General features: G+C 30.5%; 15 protein-coding genes. All 15 read left to right on the top strand.

Annotated elements, in window-relative coordinates:
* Window positions 1–147: 147 nt before the first annotated feature.
* Window positions 148–1,902, top strand: coding sequence for a B12-binding domain-containing radical SAM protein (locus CHF27_RS04790; RefSeq protein WP_095405233.1), 1,755 nt, complete (start codon window positions 148–150; stop codon window positions 1,900–1,902).
* A gap of 9 nt (window positions 1,903–1,911) precedes the next feature.
* Entirely contained in the window at window positions 1,912–3,054 is a 1,143-nt protein-coding gene (locus CHF27_RS04795) for a tetratricopeptide repeat protein (RefSeq protein ID WP_095405234.1), read from the top strand.
* 152 nt (window positions 3,055–3,206) lie between these two features.
* Window positions 3,207–4,118 (top strand): bifunctional enoyl-CoA hydratase/phosphate acetyltransferase, encoded by a 912-nt coding sequence (locus CHF27_RS04800; protein ID WP_095405235.1) that lies wholly within the window; start codon window positions 3,207–3,209, stop codon window positions 4,116–4,118.
* Window positions 4,119–4,536: 418 nt separating this feature from the next.
* Window positions 4,537–6,453: an anaerobic carbon-monoxide dehydrogenase catalytic subunit gene (gene cooS / locus CHF27_RS04805; RefSeq protein ID WP_095406687.1), complete on the top strand. Its 1,917-nt coding sequence runs from the start codon at window positions 4,537–4,539 to the stop codon at window positions 6,451–6,453.
* Between the two features lie 258 nt (window positions 6,454–6,711).
* Window positions 6,712–7,494, top strand: a complete 783-nt coding sequence (locus CHF27_RS04810) for an ATP-binding protein (RefSeq protein WP_095406686.1) — start codon at window positions 6,712–6,714, stop codon at window positions 7,492–7,494.
* Between the two features lie 107 nt (window positions 7,495–7,601).
* On the top strand, window positions 7,602–9,278 hold the full coding sequence (locus CHF27_RS04815) for a formate--tetrahydrofolate ligase (protein ID WP_095406685.1): 1,677 nt from the start codon (window positions 7,602–7,604) through the stop codon (window positions 9,276–9,278).
* Window positions 9,279–9,380: 102 nt separating this feature from the next.
* Window positions 9,381–10,013 (top strand): cyclodeaminase/cyclohydrolase family protein, encoded by a 633-nt coding sequence (locus CHF27_RS04820; RefSeq protein ID WP_095406684.1) that lies wholly within the window; start codon window positions 9,381–9,383, stop codon window positions 10,011–10,013.
* A gap of 108 nt (window positions 10,014–10,121) precedes the next feature.
* Window positions 10,122–10,994 carry a bifunctional 5,10-methylenetetrahydrofolate dehydrogenase/5,10-methenyltetrahydrofolate cyclohydrolase gene (locus tag CHF27_RS04825; RefSeq protein WP_095406683.1) on the top strand — a complete coding sequence of 291 codons (873 nt, stop codon included), beginning with the start codon at window positions 10,122–10,124 and terminating at the stop codon, window positions 10,992–10,994.
* Window positions 10,995–11,020: 26 nt separating this feature from the next.
* The gene (locus tag CHF27_RS04830) at window positions 11,021–11,692 is read left to right on the top strand and encodes a methylenetetrahydrofolate reductase C-terminal domain-containing protein (protein ID WP_095406682.1); all 672 of its coding nucleotides are present in this window, start codon (window positions 11,021–11,023) and stop codon (window positions 11,690–11,692) included.
* 33 nt (window positions 11,693–11,725) lie between these two features.
* Window positions 11,726–12,607, top strand: coding sequence for a methylenetetrahydrofolate reductase (locus CHF27_RS04835; protein ID WP_095406681.1), 882 nt, complete (start codon window positions 11,726–11,728; stop codon window positions 12,605–12,607).
* A gap of 27 nt (window positions 12,608–12,634) precedes the next feature.
* The gene (gene lpdA, locus CHF27_RS04840) at window positions 12,635–14,026 is read left to right on the top strand and encodes a dihydrolipoyl dehydrogenase (RefSeq protein ID WP_095406680.1); all 1,392 of its coding nucleotides are present in this window, start codon (window positions 12,635–12,637) and stop codon (window positions 14,024–14,026) included.
* Between the two features lie 58 nt (window positions 14,027–14,084).
* Window positions 14,085–14,855 (top strand): carbon monoxide dehydrogenase accessory protein CooC, encoded by a 771-nt coding sequence (locus tag CHF27_RS04845; protein WP_095406679.1) that lies wholly within the window; start codon window positions 14,085–14,087, stop codon window positions 14,853–14,855.
* A 19-nt stretch (window positions 14,856–14,874) separates the two neighbouring features.
* Complete coding sequence (gene acsD, locus CHF27_RS04850) at window positions 14,875–15,819, top strand: acetyl-CoA decarbonylase/synthase complex subunit delta (protein ID WP_095406678.1); 945 nt, start codon at window positions 14,875–14,877, stop codon at window positions 15,817–15,819.
* 29 nt (window positions 15,820–15,848) lie between these two features.
* Entirely contained in the window at window positions 15,849–17,225 is a 1,377-nt protein-coding gene (gene acsC / locus CHF27_RS04855) for an acetyl-CoA decarbonylase/synthase complex subunit gamma (RefSeq protein ID WP_095406677.1), read from the top strand.
* A 56-nt stretch (window positions 17,226–17,281) separates the two neighbouring features.
* The gene (gene acsE / locus CHF27_RS04860) at window positions 17,282–18,094 is read left to right on the top strand and encodes a carbon monoxide dehydrogenase/acetyl-CoA synthase methytransferase subunit (RefSeq protein WP_095406676.1); all 813 of its coding nucleotides are present in this window, start codon (window positions 17,282–17,284) and stop codon (window positions 18,092–18,094) included.
* Window positions 18,095–18,127: the final 33 nt, after the last annotated feature.

Below are 18,127 nucleotides of genomic sequence, written 5' to 3' on the forward strand. Positions count from 1 at the left end.
TCTAATAATAGTACTTAAAATTAATATTTCTACAAAAAATATAAGAAAACCTTCTAAAAAAAAATAAATTGATAATATATTACATATATTATTTTAACCTAAATATAGCATAAAAACATAGAACAATATTAAAAAGAGGTGAAATATTTGAAAATATTATTAACAACATTAAACTCAAAATTTATACATACAAATTTAGCTATAAGATACTTAAAAGAATTTGTACGTGATTTAGTTGATGTAGAAATAAGAGAATATACAATAAATAACGAATTAGATTATATACTAAAAGATATATATAAAGGTGATTACGATGTAATTTTATTTTCTACATATATTTGGAATGTATACGATATAGTTAAACTTTGTGATAACATAAAAAAAGTAAAACCTAATATAAAAATTGCATTAGGTGGACCAGAAGTAACTTATGACAGTGAATGTTCTATGAAAAACTATCCATTTGTAGATTATATATTATATGGAGAAGGTGAATTAGTATTTAGGGATTTAGTTATGTACTTAAAAGGGCAGAAAAATATAGAAGATGTAGAAGGTTTAGTTTATAGAGATAAAGATAAAATAGTAAAAAATAAGCCAATGGATTTATTAAAGAATTTAGATGAAATACCTAGCCCATATGAAAATTTAAATCCAGAGGAATATGAAAATAGAATAGTTTATTATGAAACATCAAGGGGTTGCCCGTTTAATTGTCAATATTGTTTATCATCGACTATACCAGGTCTTAGATACTTTAGTATAGATAGAGTAAAAAAAGATTTAAAAGCATTAATAAATGCAAGAGTTTCGCAAATTAAATTTATAGATAGAACTTTTAATGCTAATAAAAAATTTGCTATGGAAATTATGAATTTCCTTATGGAAAATGATAATGATTACACGACTTATCATTTTGAAGTTACAGCCCACTTATTAGATGATGAAATGTTAGAATTCTTAAAAGATTGTAAAGAAGGTTTATTCCAATTTGAGATAGGTGTACAATCAACAAATGATAAAGTTCTAGAAGCAGTAGGAAGAAGAGATGATTTTGGTAAATTATCTTATGTAGTACAAAAAATAGCATCATATAGAAACATACATCAACATTTAGATTTAATAGCAGGTTTACCATATGAAGACTATGCAAGTTTTGAAAATTCATTTAATGATGTATTTAATTTAGGAATAGAGCATTTACAATTAGGATTTTTAAAGATGATAAAAGGAACAGGAATAAGAAATACTGCAAGTCAACATGGATTTAGATATAAGGATTATGCTCCATATGAAGTTTTATATAATGATTATATAAGTTATACACAGATTTTAAAATTAAAGGATATAGAAGAAATTTTAGAAAAATATTATAATTCTAAGAATTTTGTGCTTTCAATGAGATATATAATTAGTAATTTTTATAAAGAAAGTCCATTTAAATTTTTCGAAGCATTTGCAACTTACTTTGATAAAAATGGATACTTTGATATGGCACAAGGAAAAAATCAATTATATAAAATATTGTTAGATTTTTACTATGAAAAAATAAATGTAGATAATGAAATTTTTAATGATATACTAAAGTATGATTATATATCATTAGGAAAGACATCAAACATACCACAGTTCTTTAATAAGGTAGATATGGAGGACTTTAAAAATAGATGTCATTTATTCTTAAAGAATGAAGATAATTTATCTAAGTATTTACCAAAGTTTATAAATACACCAGCTAAGAATATAATAAAATATGTTCATTTTGAGCCTTTTAAATATAACATTTTAGAATTAAAGGAAAATATACATAGTAAGTTAGTTGATAAAACTAATGTGGTATTGTTTGTGTATGATGATAAAAAAATATTTGAAAAGTCAAAAGCCTATAGCGTAGAAATTTAGGAGGTAAAAATGAATTTTAAAATAGAAAAATACTTATTGAGAAAAGCTGAAGAATTAGCTTTTATTAAAATTAAAAATGATGGAGAATTTAAACTAGAGGGTTATGAGATACCTAAAGATGGATTAGATGTTCCTGTTAAAAATGAAGTATTAGTAAAAGGGATAAAAGAAAAAACAGCTCAAGATAATATAAATACTATGTCTATAGCAGATGCAATGATTTATATAATGGGTATAGATAGCCAATTTAAATATAATGATGAATACAAAAAGTTTTTAAATGCATTACAAAACAAAGTTGATTTTGATGCTAAATCTTATATGGGATATATGTCTAGAAAATATTTTGATATAGGGGAAGTAACTGATTCTCTAATATACTTAAAGGCATTTATAACTATATACCCTGAAGACCTTGAAGGAATGTATCATTATGCTATTGTATGTCAAGAATTAGCTAAACAATATCAAAAAGACTCTGATAATGAAGGTATGAATAAATTCTTATTAGAAGCTTTAGAGAAACTAGAAAAAGTTGTTGAATTAGATGAAAATTTTGCATTGGCATATTATCATTTAGGATACCACTATTATAATCAAGGACAATACGTAAAAAGTATGTACATATGGGAAGAAGCTTTAAAATTAGGTTTAGAAGCAGATTTAATAGCAGAAGTTCAAGATAATATAGGTAAGATGGACTTTAAAGTACAATATGAAGAAGGATATAGCTTAGTATTCCAAGGTAAATCTGAGGAAGGGTTAGAAAAGTTATTACCATTAGAAATAGAACACTCTGACTGGTGGAACTTATTATTTATGATAGGACTAGCTTATAAAAATATGAATGAAATTGAACAAGCTAAGAAATATTTTGAAAAAATATTATTAATAAAACCACACCAAGTAGACACTATTGTAGAGTTGGGACTTTGTGAAGCAAGTACATTTAATATGGAAAAAGCTATAGAGTACTTTGAAACAGCAGCGAAAATAAAAGAAGATCCAGAAATATTATGTAACTTAGGAATGGCATATTTAAATAATGGAGAATTAGATGATGCTACTTATTATATAGAAAGAGCATATGAATTAGACCCACAAGATGAAATTACAGTTTCATGTATGAGAGAATTAGATAAATATAGATAAAAATTATTTTATAAATAATTTTTATAAAAAATAAATGGTTTGCTTATATAAAGTTTACCATTTATTTTTTTGTTTAAATTTAAATTTTATATATTATTAAGAAGTATTAGATATGATATCATGTAAGTATATATCAAAAGGGAGGGATTTAATTGATTAAAAATTTAGATGATATATTAAATGCCCTAAAAGGGGAAGAAAAAGTTGTATTATCAGTAGCTGCAGCACATGATAAGGAAGTATTAATAGCGATAAAAGATGCTGTAGAAAAAGAAATTATAAGACCTATATTAGTTGGAGACTCACAAAAAATATCTACAATATCAAAAGAAATAGATTTTAACTTGGAAAATATAAAAGTTATTAATAAAATAACAATAGAAGAATGTGCAAAAGAAGCAGTAAAATTAGTTTCAAATAAAGAAGCTGACTTTGTAATGAAGGGTATATTAGATACATCTGTATTATTAAAGGCAGTTTTAAACAAAGAATATGGACTTAGAACTGATAGTTTATTAAGTCATGTTATGATATATGAAATGGAAAAATACCATAAATTATTGTTATTAACTGATGGTGGAATGAATATAGCTCCAGATTATAATCAAAAAGAGAAAATACTTAAAAATGCTATAAAAGCAGCCAAATCATTAGGATTAGATGAGGTTAAAGTTGCTTGCTTAGCTGCTAAAGAAAAAGTAAATTCTAAAATGCAAGCAACAGTTGATGCAGATATGTTATCAAAAGCTTGTGATGAAGGTAAGTTTGGAAGTAATGTAATAGTTGAAGGACCTTTAGCATTTGACCTTGCAGTTTCAAAAGAGGCAAGTGAAGTAAAAAAATTCAAAAGTAGAGTATCAGGAGATGTAGATATTTTAATGGTTCCAACAATAGAAGTGGGAAACGGAATAGGAAAATCATTTACATATATGGCAAATTCAAAATCAGCAGGTATTATAATGGGTGCAAAAGCCCCTGTTGTTTTAGTATCTAGAGCAGATACTCATGAATCAAAATTATATTCTATAGCATATGGAGCATTAGTAGCAAAGAAAATGAAATAATAGTTTAAAGTTTTTTAATTTTGTATACAAATAAAAAAAATAATACTATAATATCTATAGTTGCCTAAGCCTTATAAAAAATTAAAATTATAAGGCTTATTAAGAATAATTTAAATTTAATAATAAAGCTTATCTAAATTAAGTATATTTTATGAAATAGCATAATAAATATAAAAAATATATATTAATTCTTTAACTAACTTAAATTCTTAAAAAATCACAATAAATAAATAAATTTATGTAAAAATAAAATTTTTATAAAAAGTTAATTTGCGTTAAAAAAATATTGAAAAAATTACCAAATATTTAGAAACTTAGTATATAATCTAAGTAGGTATGTTTTACTTTTAACTATTATATAGACATTATTTTTTAATCATCTCTAGGTTTAAAATCAAAAATAAAAGGGGATAGGGATATGGATAAAAAAATGTTAACTATCGATTTAAATAGCCATGTTTTGTTAGATAAGGCTGAAAGAGATGGAGTAGAGACTATCTATGATAGAAAATTAGGATTTAAAGCACAATGTGGCTTTGGTCTTCAAGGTAGTTGTTGTAGAATATGTGGTATGGGGCCATGTAGAATAACTCCAAAAACTCCAAGAGGGTTATGTGGAGCAGATGAACATACTATAGTAGGAAGAAACTTTGCAAGAATGGTTGCAGGTGGAACAGCAGCCCATTCAGACCATGCTAGAGATATAGCTCATACATTATTATTATCTAGTAGAGATGGAAATTATCAAGTAAAAGATGAAGCTAAATTAATAGCTTTAGCTAAAGATTGGGATGTAGAAACAGAAGATAGAGATATATATGATATAGCACATGAAGTTGCAGAAATAGCATTAATGGAATTTGGTAAGCCTTTTGGTGTGTCAAGATTCTTAAAAAGTGCTCCAGTTCAAAGACAACAAGTATGGAAAGATGCAAATATAGAACCAAGAGCAATAGATAGAGAAATAGCTACAATAATGCATTCAACTCACGTAGGATGTACAGCTGATATAGATAGTTTAATACACTTATCACTTAGAACTTCATTATCAGATGGATGGTGTGGATCTATGATGGGTACTAGATTAAGTGATATATTATTTGGAACACCAACACCAAGAGAAACAGAAGCTAATTTAGGTGTATTAGAACAAAATAAAGTAAATATAATACTACATGGACATGAACCTTCATTATCAGAAATGATAGTTTTAGCATCAGAAGATCCTGAATTAGTAGCTTTAGCTAAAGAACAAGGAGCTGATGGAATTAACTTAGCAGGTATGTGTTGTACAGGTAACGAGGTAACAATGAGACATGGAGTAAGAATAGCAGGTGACTTCCATCAACAAGAACTTGCAATCATAACAGGTGCAGTAGAAGCTATGATTGTTGACGTTCAATGTATATTCCCAGCATTAGCAAGAGTTGCAGATTGCTATCATACAAAATTCATAACAACATCTCCAAAAGCAAAAATAACAGGATCAACATATATAGAGTTTAAAGAAGAAGAAGCATTCGATAATGCAAAACAAATAGTTAGAGAAGCTATATTGAACTTTAAAAACAGAGACAAATCAAAAGTACTTATACCAGAATTAAAATCTACAGGAACAGTTGGATACAGTGTAGAAGCTGTAGTAGGACAATTAGATAGAGTTGTAAACTCTCACATAGACCCAGCTGGAACAGTTAAACCATTAGTGGACTGTTTAACATCAGGAGTATTAAGAGGAGCCGCTGGTGTAGTTGGATGTAACAATGCTAGAGTGGTTTCAAATGAATCACATATAACAGTAATAAAAGAATTAATTAAAAACGACATAATAGTAGTTGCTACAGGATGTGCAGCTCAAGCAGCAGCTAAGTTTGGTTTAATGGATAAGAGTGCTAGAAAATATGCAGGAAAAGGACTTGCAACAGTTTGTGAATTAGTTGATATTCCACCTGTATTACACTTAGGTTCTTGTGTTGATATAAGTCGTATATTAGATGTAGTTTCAGCTTGTGCTAAATTTGCAGATATGGATATGTGTGATCTTCCAGTTGTAGGGGTTGCTCCAGAATGGATGTCTGAAAAAGCTGTTGCTATAGGAACTTATGTTGTAGCTTCAGGTATAGATACTTATTTAGGAATAATGCCTCCAGTAGGTGGATCTGCTAAAACAGTACAAATATTAACTGAAGGATTAAAAGATATAGTAGGAGCTACTTTCACAGTTAATGAAAATCCTCAAGAATTAGCAGCTACAATAATATCAGATATAGAAAAGAAACGTGTTCATTTTGAAGCATTACTTGAAGAAAAAATGAGTGCTCCAGCAGAAGCATAGGATTTAAAATTTAATTAGATAATAATCAACTTTATATAGATGAATAAAAAAGCTATGCATACTACTTTGAAAAGTTAGTATTTTGAATAAGTTCATTGGAGAGCTGGCTATAGTTTATTTTGCATGTCATAAACTTAACAAAATAAACTATTTTTGAAAAAAGAGTTAAAAAATAATAGGATACTAATCAAAAAAATTATAAAAACTTAAAATAAATAACTTAAAATTGAGTTATGAATGGCAAAAGGTGGTATAATTATGAAAATAGCAATAACAGGTAAAGGTGGAGTAGGTAAAACGACTTTTTCTTCAATGCTATCAAGAATGTTTGCTGAAGACGGATATAGGGTTGTTGCTGTAGATGCTGATCCGGATGCTAATTTAGGTTTAGCATTGGGATTTCCTAAAGATATATATGAATCAATAGTTCCTATATCAGAAATGAAAAAACTTGTTTCTGATAGAACAGCAGCAGATGCAGGATCTTTTGGTAAAATGTTTAAAATAAATCCAAAAGTAGATGATATACCAGAAAAATATTGCAAAGAACACAATGGAGTTAGATTACTTACATTAGGTACTGTTGACTCTGGAGGTTCTGGGTGTGTCTGTCCAGAACATGTATTGTTAAAGAGACTATGTTCTCATTTAATATTACAAAATAAAGATGTAGTTGTAATGGATATGGAAGCTGGTATAGAGCATTTAGGAAGAGGAACTGCTCAAGGTGTAGACGCATTTATAGTAGTAGTTGAGCCTGGAGAAAGAAGTTTACAAACATATAGAAAAGTTAAAAAATTAGGAAATGATATAGGTGTCAAAAAAGTATTTGTTGTAGGAAATAAAATAAGAAATAAAGATGATGAACAATTTATAATGAATAATTTAGAAGATGGAGAATCACTAGGATTCATTTATTATAATCAAGATGTTATAGATTCAGACAGATCAAATAAATCTCCATACGACACAAGTGAATTAGCAAAACAACAAGTCGAGGCAATCAAAAATAAACTAATGTTATTAGAAACATCTAAATAAGATAAAAAGCTATCCACCAATAAATTTGGTGGCTAGCTTTTAAAACACTATTACATAAATACAGTAGTGTTATATAAAAATATTAATTTGTGGGAGGATGTTCAGTTATGGGATTCAAATCTGATATTGAAATAGCTCAAGAAGCTAAACCTCAAGATATAAGAGAGATTGCTAAAAAATTAGGCTTAACAGAAGATGACATAGAGTTATATGGGAAATATAAAGCAAAAGTAGACTACAACTTACTTAAAAAAGACAATGGGGGAAAAAAATCTAAGTTAATATTAACTACAGCTATAAATCCAACTCCAGCAGGAGAAGGAAAAACAACAACAACTATAGGTGTTGCTGATGCATTAGCAAAATTAGATAAAAATGTATTAGTTGCATTAAGAGAACCATCTCTAGGACCAGTATTTGGTGTTAAAGGTGGAGCAGCTGGTGGAGGATATGCACAAGTTATACCTATGGAAGATATAAATTTACACTTTACTGGTGACTTCCATGCAATAGGAGCTGCAAATAACCTTTTAGCAGCAATGCTTGATAATCATATTCATCAAGGAAATGAATTAAGAATCGATCCTAAGAAAATAACTTGGAGAAGATGCGTTGACATGAACGATAGACAATTAAGAAATATCGTTGATGGATTAGGTAAAAAAGGTGATGGAGCAGTTAGACAAGATGGATTTGATATAACTGTTGCATCTGAAATAATGGCAGCTTTCTGTTTAGCTGATAATATTTCAGATTTAAAAATGAGATTAGGACGTATAATAGTTGGTTATAGCTATGAAGGAAAACCAGTAACAGCAGAGCAATTAAAAGCTAATGGGGCTATGGCAGCTTTATTAAAAGATGCTTTAAAACCAAACTTAGTTCAAACATTAGAAGGAACACCAGCATTTGTTCATGGTGGACCATTCGCTAATATAGCTCATGGTTGTAACTCAGTTATAGCTACAAGAATGGCAATGCATTTTGCTGATTACGTAGTAACTGAAGGAGGTTTCGGTGCTGACCTTGGGGCTGAAAAATTCTTAGATATTAAGTGTAGAATGGCTAACTTAAAACCAGATGCAGTTATAATAGTTGCTACAGTAAGAGCATTAAAATATAATGGAGGCGTTCCTAAAACTGACTTAAACAACGAAAACTTAGAAGCTTTGGAAAAAGGAATTCCAAACTTATTAAAACATGTTGAAAATATAACTCAAGTATATAAATTACCTGCAGTTGTTGCTATAAATGAATTCCCTACAGATACTCAAGCTGAAGTAAATTTAGTTAAACAAAAATGCGAAGAATTAGGCGTTAATGTTGCTTTATCTCAAGTTTGGGCTAAAGGTGGAGAAGGTGGAATTGAATTAGCTAAAGAAGTTATAAGATTAACTGATAAAGAAAGTGATTTCCAATTCTGCTACGAAGATGATTTATCTATAAAAGAAAAAATAAATGCAATAGCTACTAAAATTTATGGAGCAGATGGTGTAGACTTTACGGTAGAAGCTGATAAAGAAATAGCTAAATTAGAAGAAATAGGATTTAGTAAACTGCCAATATGTATGGCAAAAACTCAATATTCTTTAACTGATGATCAAACTAAATTAGGAAGACCAACAGGATTTAGAATAACTGTAAGACAGGCGGCAGTTTCAGCAGGTGCTGGATTTATAGTTGCTTTAACAGGAGAAATAATGAAAATGCCAGGACTTCCAAAAGTTCCAGCAGCTGAAAGAATAGATGTTGATGAAAATGGAGTAATAGCTGGATTATTCTAGTATTTAAGATAAAAGGTAGTAAAATGCAGTGTGTAAAAAACTACACACTGCACTAAAATAACTTAATTATAAGACCTTTATAGTATTTAAGGGGGAGAATTGATGAAAATATCAGAAAAAAGTTGTGTAGAATTTGTTGAAGTATTAGCATCTAAAGCAGCTGTACCTGGAGGCGGTGGAGCCGCAGCATTAGTAGGTTCAGTAGGAATGGCTTTAGGTAGTATGGTATGTAATTTAACAATAGGAAAGAAAAAATACGCAGAATATGAAGAAAGCGTAAAAGAAATTCTTGCTAAAGCAGGAAAATTAGAAGAACAATTATTATCTATGATAGATAAAGATGCGGAATGTTTTTTACCTCTTTCTAAAGCATACGGGCTTCCAAAGGAAACTGAGGAAGAAAAGAAAATAAAAGAGGAAACAATGGAAAAAGCTTTAAAAGTAGCTTGTGAAGTTCCATTAAACATAGTAAGAGTATGCTATGATGCTATAAAATTACACGAAGATTTAGTTGATAAAGGTTCAAGACTTGCTATAAGTGATGTTGGTGTAGGTGTTCAATGTTTAAGAGCGGCTATACTTGGTGGTCAATTAAATGTAGTTATAAACATAAATTCTATAAAAGACCAAGAATATGTTAACAAAGTTAAAACAGAAGTAGATAAATTAGTTGAAGACGGAGTTAAGATTTGTGATGAAGTGTATGCTAAAGTAGAAAAAGCTTTAGGTAAATAAGATTTTGGAAAATATGAAATTTAAACCTTTAAATGTGAAAATAAATATCATATGAAATATATGATATATCATAATAAATAAAAAATTTATATAGGGGGCGTATAAACAATGGAAGTAGCAGCAACTAAAGGACAAATAATAAAAGGCAAACCAGTAGCCGACCAAATTAGTGAAAATCTAATAAAAGAAGTAAATGAGTTAGTTAAAGAAGGAATTAATCCGAAGTTAACAATAGTTAGAGTAGGCGCTAGAGGCGATGATTTAGCATATGAAAGAGGAGCATTAAAAAGATGTCAAAGCGTAGGTATAACTACTGAAGTATTAGAATTACCAGAAGATATAACACAAGAACAATATGTAAAAGCCCTAGAAAAAGCAAATGAAGACAAAAATGTTCATGGTATATTATGCTTTAGACCACTTCCTAAACAATTAGATGAAGAAGCTGCAAAATATGTTATCGCACCTGAAAAAGACGTAGATTGTTTCAGCCCTGTAAATGCTGCTAAAGTTATGGAAGGTGACAAGAGTGGGTTCCCACCATGTACTCCTACAGCAGTAGTAGAAATATTAAAACATTATAATGTTGATTTAAAAGGTGCTAAAGTAACTGTATTAGGAAGATCTATGGTAGTTGGTAAACCAGCTGCAATGCTTCTATTAAGTGAAAATGCTACAGTTACTATATGTCACTCTAGAACTAAAAATCTATCAGAAGTAACTTCTGAGGCAGATGTATTAGTAGCTGCTGTTGGTAGAGCTAAAATGGTAAAAGAAAACTTTGTAAAAGAAGGCGCAGTAGTAATAGATGTTGGTATAAATGTTGATGAAAATGGTAAATTATGTGGAGATGTTGATACTGATGCAGTGCTTGAAAAAGTATCTATGATAACTCCAGTTCCTGCAGGGGTAGGATCTGTGACTACATCTATACTTGCTAAACATGTAGTTAAAGCTTGTAAGTTACAAAACAACAAATAATGATATAAGTTTTAGGGGGAATAGGGATGGTAATTTCTGAAAAGAAACCGATTGAAGAAGTATTAGGATTTTTAAAAAATGCTGAGAAAGTAGTTCTAGTTGGTTGTAATCTATGTGCCTCTACTTGTAAGACTGGTGGAGAAGAACAGCTTATAGAAATGAAGGAAACTTTAGAGAATGAAGGTAAAAAAGTTTTAGGATATAAAATTCTAGATCCAGCTTGTAACCTACTTAAATGTAAAAAAGATTTAAAGGCTTTAAAAGAAGAATTAAAAGAAGCAGATGCTGTTTTATCTTTAGCTTGTGGAGATGGTACACAAACTGTAGTTAAAAATTTAAAAAATAAACCAGTTTATCCAGCTAATAATACTTTATTTATCGGTGAAGTTGAAAGAGTTGGTCAATTCGAAGAGGCTTGTAAAGCTTGTGGAGAATGTGAACTTGGTTGGACAGGTGGAATATGTCCAGTAACTATGTGTGCTAAAGGTTTAATAAATGGTGCTTGTGGTGGAGCTAAAAATGGTAAATGTGAAGTAAGTCCAGAAAATGACTGTGCATGGATTAAAATATATGAAAGATTAAGAGATATAGGACAATTAGACAATTTACTAGAAATAAGACCACCAAAAGATTATTCAAAACAAAATAATCCAAGACACTTAAACTTAAATAAAAAAGAAGAAACAGCAAATGCTTAAAAGCTTTTAAAAGGTTAAAAAGGGGGATTTTAGATGAGCTTATTAAAAGAAACATTAGAAAGTGGAAAGTTTGCAGTTACTACTGAAATGGCTCCTCCAAAGGGGACAGATCTTTCTCACTTATTAGAATGTGCAAAACCATTAGTCGGTAGAGTTCACGCAGCTAATGTAACAGATTTCCAATCAGCAGTAATGAGAACAACTTCACTTGCTACATGTAAATTATTAAAAGATGCAGGATTAGAACCAGTACTTCAAATGACTGGTAGAGATAGAAATAGAATAGCAATACAAGGTGAAATGTTATCTGCAGGAGTTTTCGGAATAAACAATATGTTAGCTTTAACAGGTGACCATACTGTTGTAGGTGATCATCCACAAGCTAAAGGTGTATTTGATTTAGACTGTGTAGGAATACTTCAAACAGCTGGAACTTTAATATCTGGTAAAGATATGGTAGGAAATGAATTAAAAGGATCTCCAGAGTTCTACTTAGGAGCATCTGTAACACCAGAATATACACCAATAGAAGTACAGTTATTAAAAATGCAAAAGAAGATAAATGCAGGAGCTAGATTCTTCCAAACTCAAGCAATTTATGATATAGAACATATGAGAGAGTTTAGAAGACTTACTAAGGATATGGATTGTAAGGTATTAGCTGGGATAGTTCCTTTAAAATCTCCAGGTATGGCTAAATTCATGACTGCAAATGTTCCAGGAATATTTGTTCCAGATGATCAAATAGAAAGATTAAGAGCAGCAGGAAAAGAAAATTGGGTATCAGAAGGTATAAAAATGGCAGGAGAATTTATTAAGCAGCTAAAAGAAGAGGGATTATGTGATGGTGTTCACATAATGGCTATAGGTGCTGAAGAAAATGTTCCAGCTATACTAGATGCAGCTGGTTTATAAGATTATTAAAGTATGGGGGGAAATCAAATGAAAATAGTAGTTGTCGGTGGCGGACCAGGAGGATATGTAGCAGCTATAAAAGCAGCTATGTTAGGTGCTGAAGTTACAGTTATAGAAAAAAGAAGAGTAGGAGGAACTTGCTTAAATGTAGGTTGTATTCCAACTAAAGCATTATTAGCATCTTCATCTATGTTAATGTCTGTTAAGGAAGCTAAAGACTTTGGAATTAATATAGAAGGAGAAATTAATCCAGATTTTTCAGCTATAATGGATAGAAAAGATAAAATAGTAAATCAATTAATAAGCGGAATAGAATTCTTATTTGAAAAAAGAGGAGTTCAATTAATAAATGGATTTGGAAAATTAGTTGATAAGAACACTATAGAAGTTACTAAAGAAGGCGGAGTTAAGGAAATAGTAAAGGCTGATAAAATCATATTGGCAAACGGTTCCACACCTGTAGTACCTAGAATGTTCCCATATGACGGAAAAGTTGTAATAACTAGTGATGAAGTTCTTAGTTTAAAAGAAATACCAGAATCTTTGTTAATAGTTGGTGGAGGAGTTATAGGTTGCGAAATAGGTCAATTCTTTAGAACTTTAGGTACAGAAGTAACTATAGTGGAGATGGCTGAACAAATATTAATAAATGAAGATAAAGATGTCGCTAAACAGTTGCATAGACAGTTTAAAAAGGATAAAATTAAAGTAATAACAGGTATTGGAGTTCAGACTTGTGAAGTTGTAGATAACAAGGCTGTAGCAACGCTTTCAAATGGGAAACAAATAACAGCACAATATGCACTTGTATCAGTTGGTAGAAGACCAAATCTTGATAACTCTGGTGTCGAAGAATTGGGAATAGAGATGGAAAGAGGAAAAATAGTTGTAAATGAACATCTTGAAACTAATGTAGAAGGTATATATGCTATAGGGGATTTAATTAATACACCATTCTTAGCACACGTTGCTTCAAAAGAAGGAATGGTTGCTGTAGAAAACGCTTTAGGAAAATCTAAAACAGTTAATTACTTAGCTGTACCAAGATGTGTATATACAGAACCAGAAGTTGCAGGAGTAGGAAAAACTGAAAAACAACTTCAAGCAGAAGGAATAGAGTATCATGTAGGTCAATTCGATTTTAGAGGTTTAGGTAAAGCACAAGCAATAGGACATTTCCAAGGATTTATAAAAATACTTGCAGATAATGATGACAAAATAGTAGGGGCAGCAATAGTAGGACCACATGCTACAGATTTATTAACTGAATTATCACTAGCTGTTGCATTAGAATTAACAGTAGAAGAAGTAGGGGATGTAATACATGCACATCCAAGTTTATCAGAAGGCTTAATGGAAGCTCTTCATGATGTTCACGGAGAATGTGTTCATGCAGCTCCTAAATTAGCAAAAGCATAAAAAAACAGAGAAAAGTATAAAAGCTCTGTTTTGACTAGATTTAAGGGGGAAGTCTTATATGGGATATAATATAGCTGTTGCAGGAAAAGGTGGAACTGGAAAAACAAGTCTGACAGGGCTTTTAATTGACCACTTAGTTAAAAATGATAAAGGACCAGTATTAGTTGTAGACGCGGATGCAAATGCAAACATAAATGAAGTTCTAGGGGTAGAAGTAGAAGCAACTATAGGTTCTATAAGAGAAGAAGTTAATCAAAGAGAATTAGCAGGGAATTCATTTCCTGGAGGTATGACAAAAGCACAGTTTTTACAATACAGATTAAATAGTAGTATTGTAGAAGGTGATGGATATGACTTAATGGTAATGGGTAGATCAGAGGGAGCAGGTTGCTACTGTTATGTAAATGGTATATTAAGAGAGCAAACCAATAAAATATCTAATCATTACAAATATCAAGTTATAGACAATGAAGCAGGTATGGAGCATTTAAGCAGAAAAACTACTAGACATATAGATACACTATTGTTAGTAAGTGATTGCTCAAGACGTAGCATACAGGCTGTTGCTAGAATAAGAGATTTAGCTGAAGAACTTAAGTTAAGTGTAGGAAATACATACTTAATAGTTAATAAAGCTCCAAATGGTGTTTTAAATGATGGAGTTAAAGAAGAAGTAAATAATAAAAAGTTAAATCTCATAGGTGTTGTACCTTTAGATGAATTAATATATGAATACGATTCTTCAGGAATACCATTAGTTAAACTACCTGAAGATTCAAAATCTAAAATGGCAATGAGTGATATAATTGCTAAATTAGAATTAAAATAGGCTTAAGGGGGAAAAAAGTATGGCATTTAAGATGTCTGTTCAAAAATATTCTGGTAAAGTATCAGAGGTAGAGATAGGAACAGGAGAAAAAGCAATAAAATTAGGTGGAGAACATGTTCTACCATTCTATAGTTTTGATGGAGAAGTAGGAAATAGCCCTAAAGTAGGAATACAAATATTAGATATATATCCAGATAGTTGGACTGATGCGTATAAAGAAATGTATAAAGATGTAGCTAATGATCCAGTTGAATGGGCTAAATATGTTGAAGCAAACTCAGGAGCAGATTTTATATGTTTAAAATTTGATGGAGCTGATCCAAATGGCTTAGATAAAGCTCCAGAAGAATGTGCTGAAGTTGCTAAAAACGTAGTAGAAGCTATTAGCGTACCTTTAGTAATAGCAGGTACAGGAAATCATGATAAAGATGCTAAATTATTCGAAAAAATAGCTCAAGCTGTTGATGGGCATAACTGTCTATTCATGTCAGCAGTAGAAGATAACTATAAAGCAGTAGGAGCATCAGCAGGTATGGCTTATAGCCACAAAGTAGGTGCTGAATCTTCTGTAGATATAAATTTAGCAAAACAAATGAACGTTTTATTAACTCAATTAGGTGTTAAATCTGAAAATATAGTGATGAACGTAGGATGTTCAGCTGTTGGTTATGGATATGAATATGTTGCATCTACAATGGATAGAATTAGACTTGCAGCATTTGGTCAAAATGATAAATCATTACAAATGCCTATAATAACTCCAGTAGCATTTGAAGTTGGCCATGTAAAAGAGGCTATAGCTCCAGTAGAAGATGAACCAGATTGGGGTTGTCCAGAACAAAGAACAATAGCTATGGAAGTTTCAACTGCAGCAAGCTGTTTAGTTGGTGGATCAAATGCAGTTATACTTCGTCATCCAAAATCAATAGAAACTATAAAAACATTAGTTAGCGAATTAGCTTAATTAAAATGTAGGGTTAGGGGGATAAAATAATGGCATTAAAAGCTTTAGATATATTTAAATTAACACCAAAGAAAAACTGTAAGGATTGTGGATTTCCAACTTGTATGGCTTTCTGTATGAAAGTTGCATCAGGAGCTGCAGAAGTAAGTAAATGTCCACACATGTCAGATGAAGCATTATCAAAATTATCAGAAGCAACTGCACCATTAATGAAAACTTTAAAATTTGGTGCTGGAAATTCTGAATATCAATTAGGCGGAGAAACAGTATTATTTAGACATGAAAAAACTTTAGTTAATAAAAATAGATATGCAGTAGCATTCTGTGAATGTATGACTGACGAACAAATAGATTCTAAATTAGCTAATATGAAGCTGGTTGATTATATAAGAATCGGAGAACAAATGAAAGCTGAAATGGCTGTTTTAGAATACTTTGAGAACAAAGATGCTTATTTAAAATTAGTAAACAAAGTTAAAGATAGTGGATTAGACATAGCATACATACTACAATGTGAAGATCCAGCTGTTGCAAAAGAAGCTGTTGAAATATTAAAAGATTCTAAACCAATAGTATATGGAGCTACTAAAGATAACTACAAAGAAATGATAGAAGTAGTTAAAGGAAATAAATTAGCATTAGGAGTAAAAGCTGCAAACTTAGAAGAATTATATGCTACAGTTGAACTTATCCAAGGTGCTGGATATAAAGAATTAATATTAGATGTAACAGGGGAAAATATCAAAGACACTTACACTAACGCAGTTCAAGTTAGAAGAATATCATTAAAAGAGCAAGATAGAACATTCGGATACCCTTCAATAGTATTTGCAAATAAATTAGCTAATGATAATCCTATGATGGAAGTTGCATTATCATCAGTATTCACAATTAAATATGGATCTATAATAGTAATAGATGACATAGATTATTCAAAAGCATTACCACTATTTGCATTAAGACAAAACATATTCACTGACCCACAAAGACCAATGAGAGTTGAACCTAAGGTTTATCCAATAAATAACCCAGATGAAAATTCACCAGTAATAGTTACTGTTGACTTTGCATTAACTTACTTTATAGTATCAGGAGATGTAGAAAGATCTAAAGTACCAGTATGGTTAGTAATACCAGATGCAGGAGGATATTCTGTTCTTACTGCTTGGGCTGCAGGTAAATTTGGAGGAAACTCAATTGCTTCATTCGTTAAAGAATGTAAAGTAGAAGAAATGACTAAAAATAGAGATTTAATAATACCAGGTAAAGTTGCAGTTCTTAAAGGTGATATAGAAGAAAACTTACCAGGATGGAATGTAATAATAGGAACAGAAGAATCTATGGAAATACCTAAATTCTTAAAAGAATATAAAGCAAAAAAAGATGAAGCTTTAGCAAATGCTTAGTCTAAATAAAAAATGTTAAGTTAACTATATAAAAAACTAAAGGGGGATAATTGTAAATGGAAAAATTTATGATCATAGGTGAAAGAATACACTGTATATCACCATCAATAAGAAAAGCTTTAGCTGAAAGAGACCCAGAACCAATATTAAAAAGAGCAAAAGAGCAATTAGATGCAGGGGCACATTATATAGATTTTAATATAGGTCCAGCAGAAAGAGATGGAGAAGAAGTAATGACTTGGGGAGTTCAAATGCTTCAATCTGAGCTTAATAATGTGCCTTTAGCATTAGATACAGCTAACAGAAAAGCAATAGAAGCAGGTCTTAAAGTTTACAATAGAACTCATGCAAAACCAATATTAAACTCTGCTGATGCAGGCGGAAGAATAGATTTAATAGATTTAGCTGCTGAATACGATGCTAAAGTTATAGGTTTATGTGCTAAAGAAGGTATACCAAGAGATAATGATGAACGTATGGCATATTGTCAAGAAATATTAGAAAAAGGTTTAACTTTAGGTATGGAACCAACTGATATATTATTTGACCCATTATGCTTAGTTATAAAAGGTATGCAAGATAAACAAGCAGAAGTTCTAGAAGCTATAAAAATGATGACTGAAATGGGACTTTTAACTACAGGAGGATTATCAAATGTATCTAATGGTTGTCCAAAACATATAAGACCTATATTAGATAGTAACTTCTTAGCTATGGCTATGGCAAATGGATTTAGTTCAGCTATAGTAAATCCATGTGATGAATTATTAATGCAAACTATAAAATCTTGCGACATAATAAATGGAGCATCTTTATATGCAGATTCTTTCTTAGAATTAAATGAAGGAGCATTTTCATATAACGCATAGTCTGAAATGTAATGTTTAAAGCTCAAAAGGGGG

The organism is Romboutsia maritimum (assembly GCF_002251085.2).
Lineage (GTDB): Bacteria > Bacillota > Clostridia > Peptostreptococcales > Peptostreptococcaceae > Romboutsia_B > Romboutsia_B maritimum.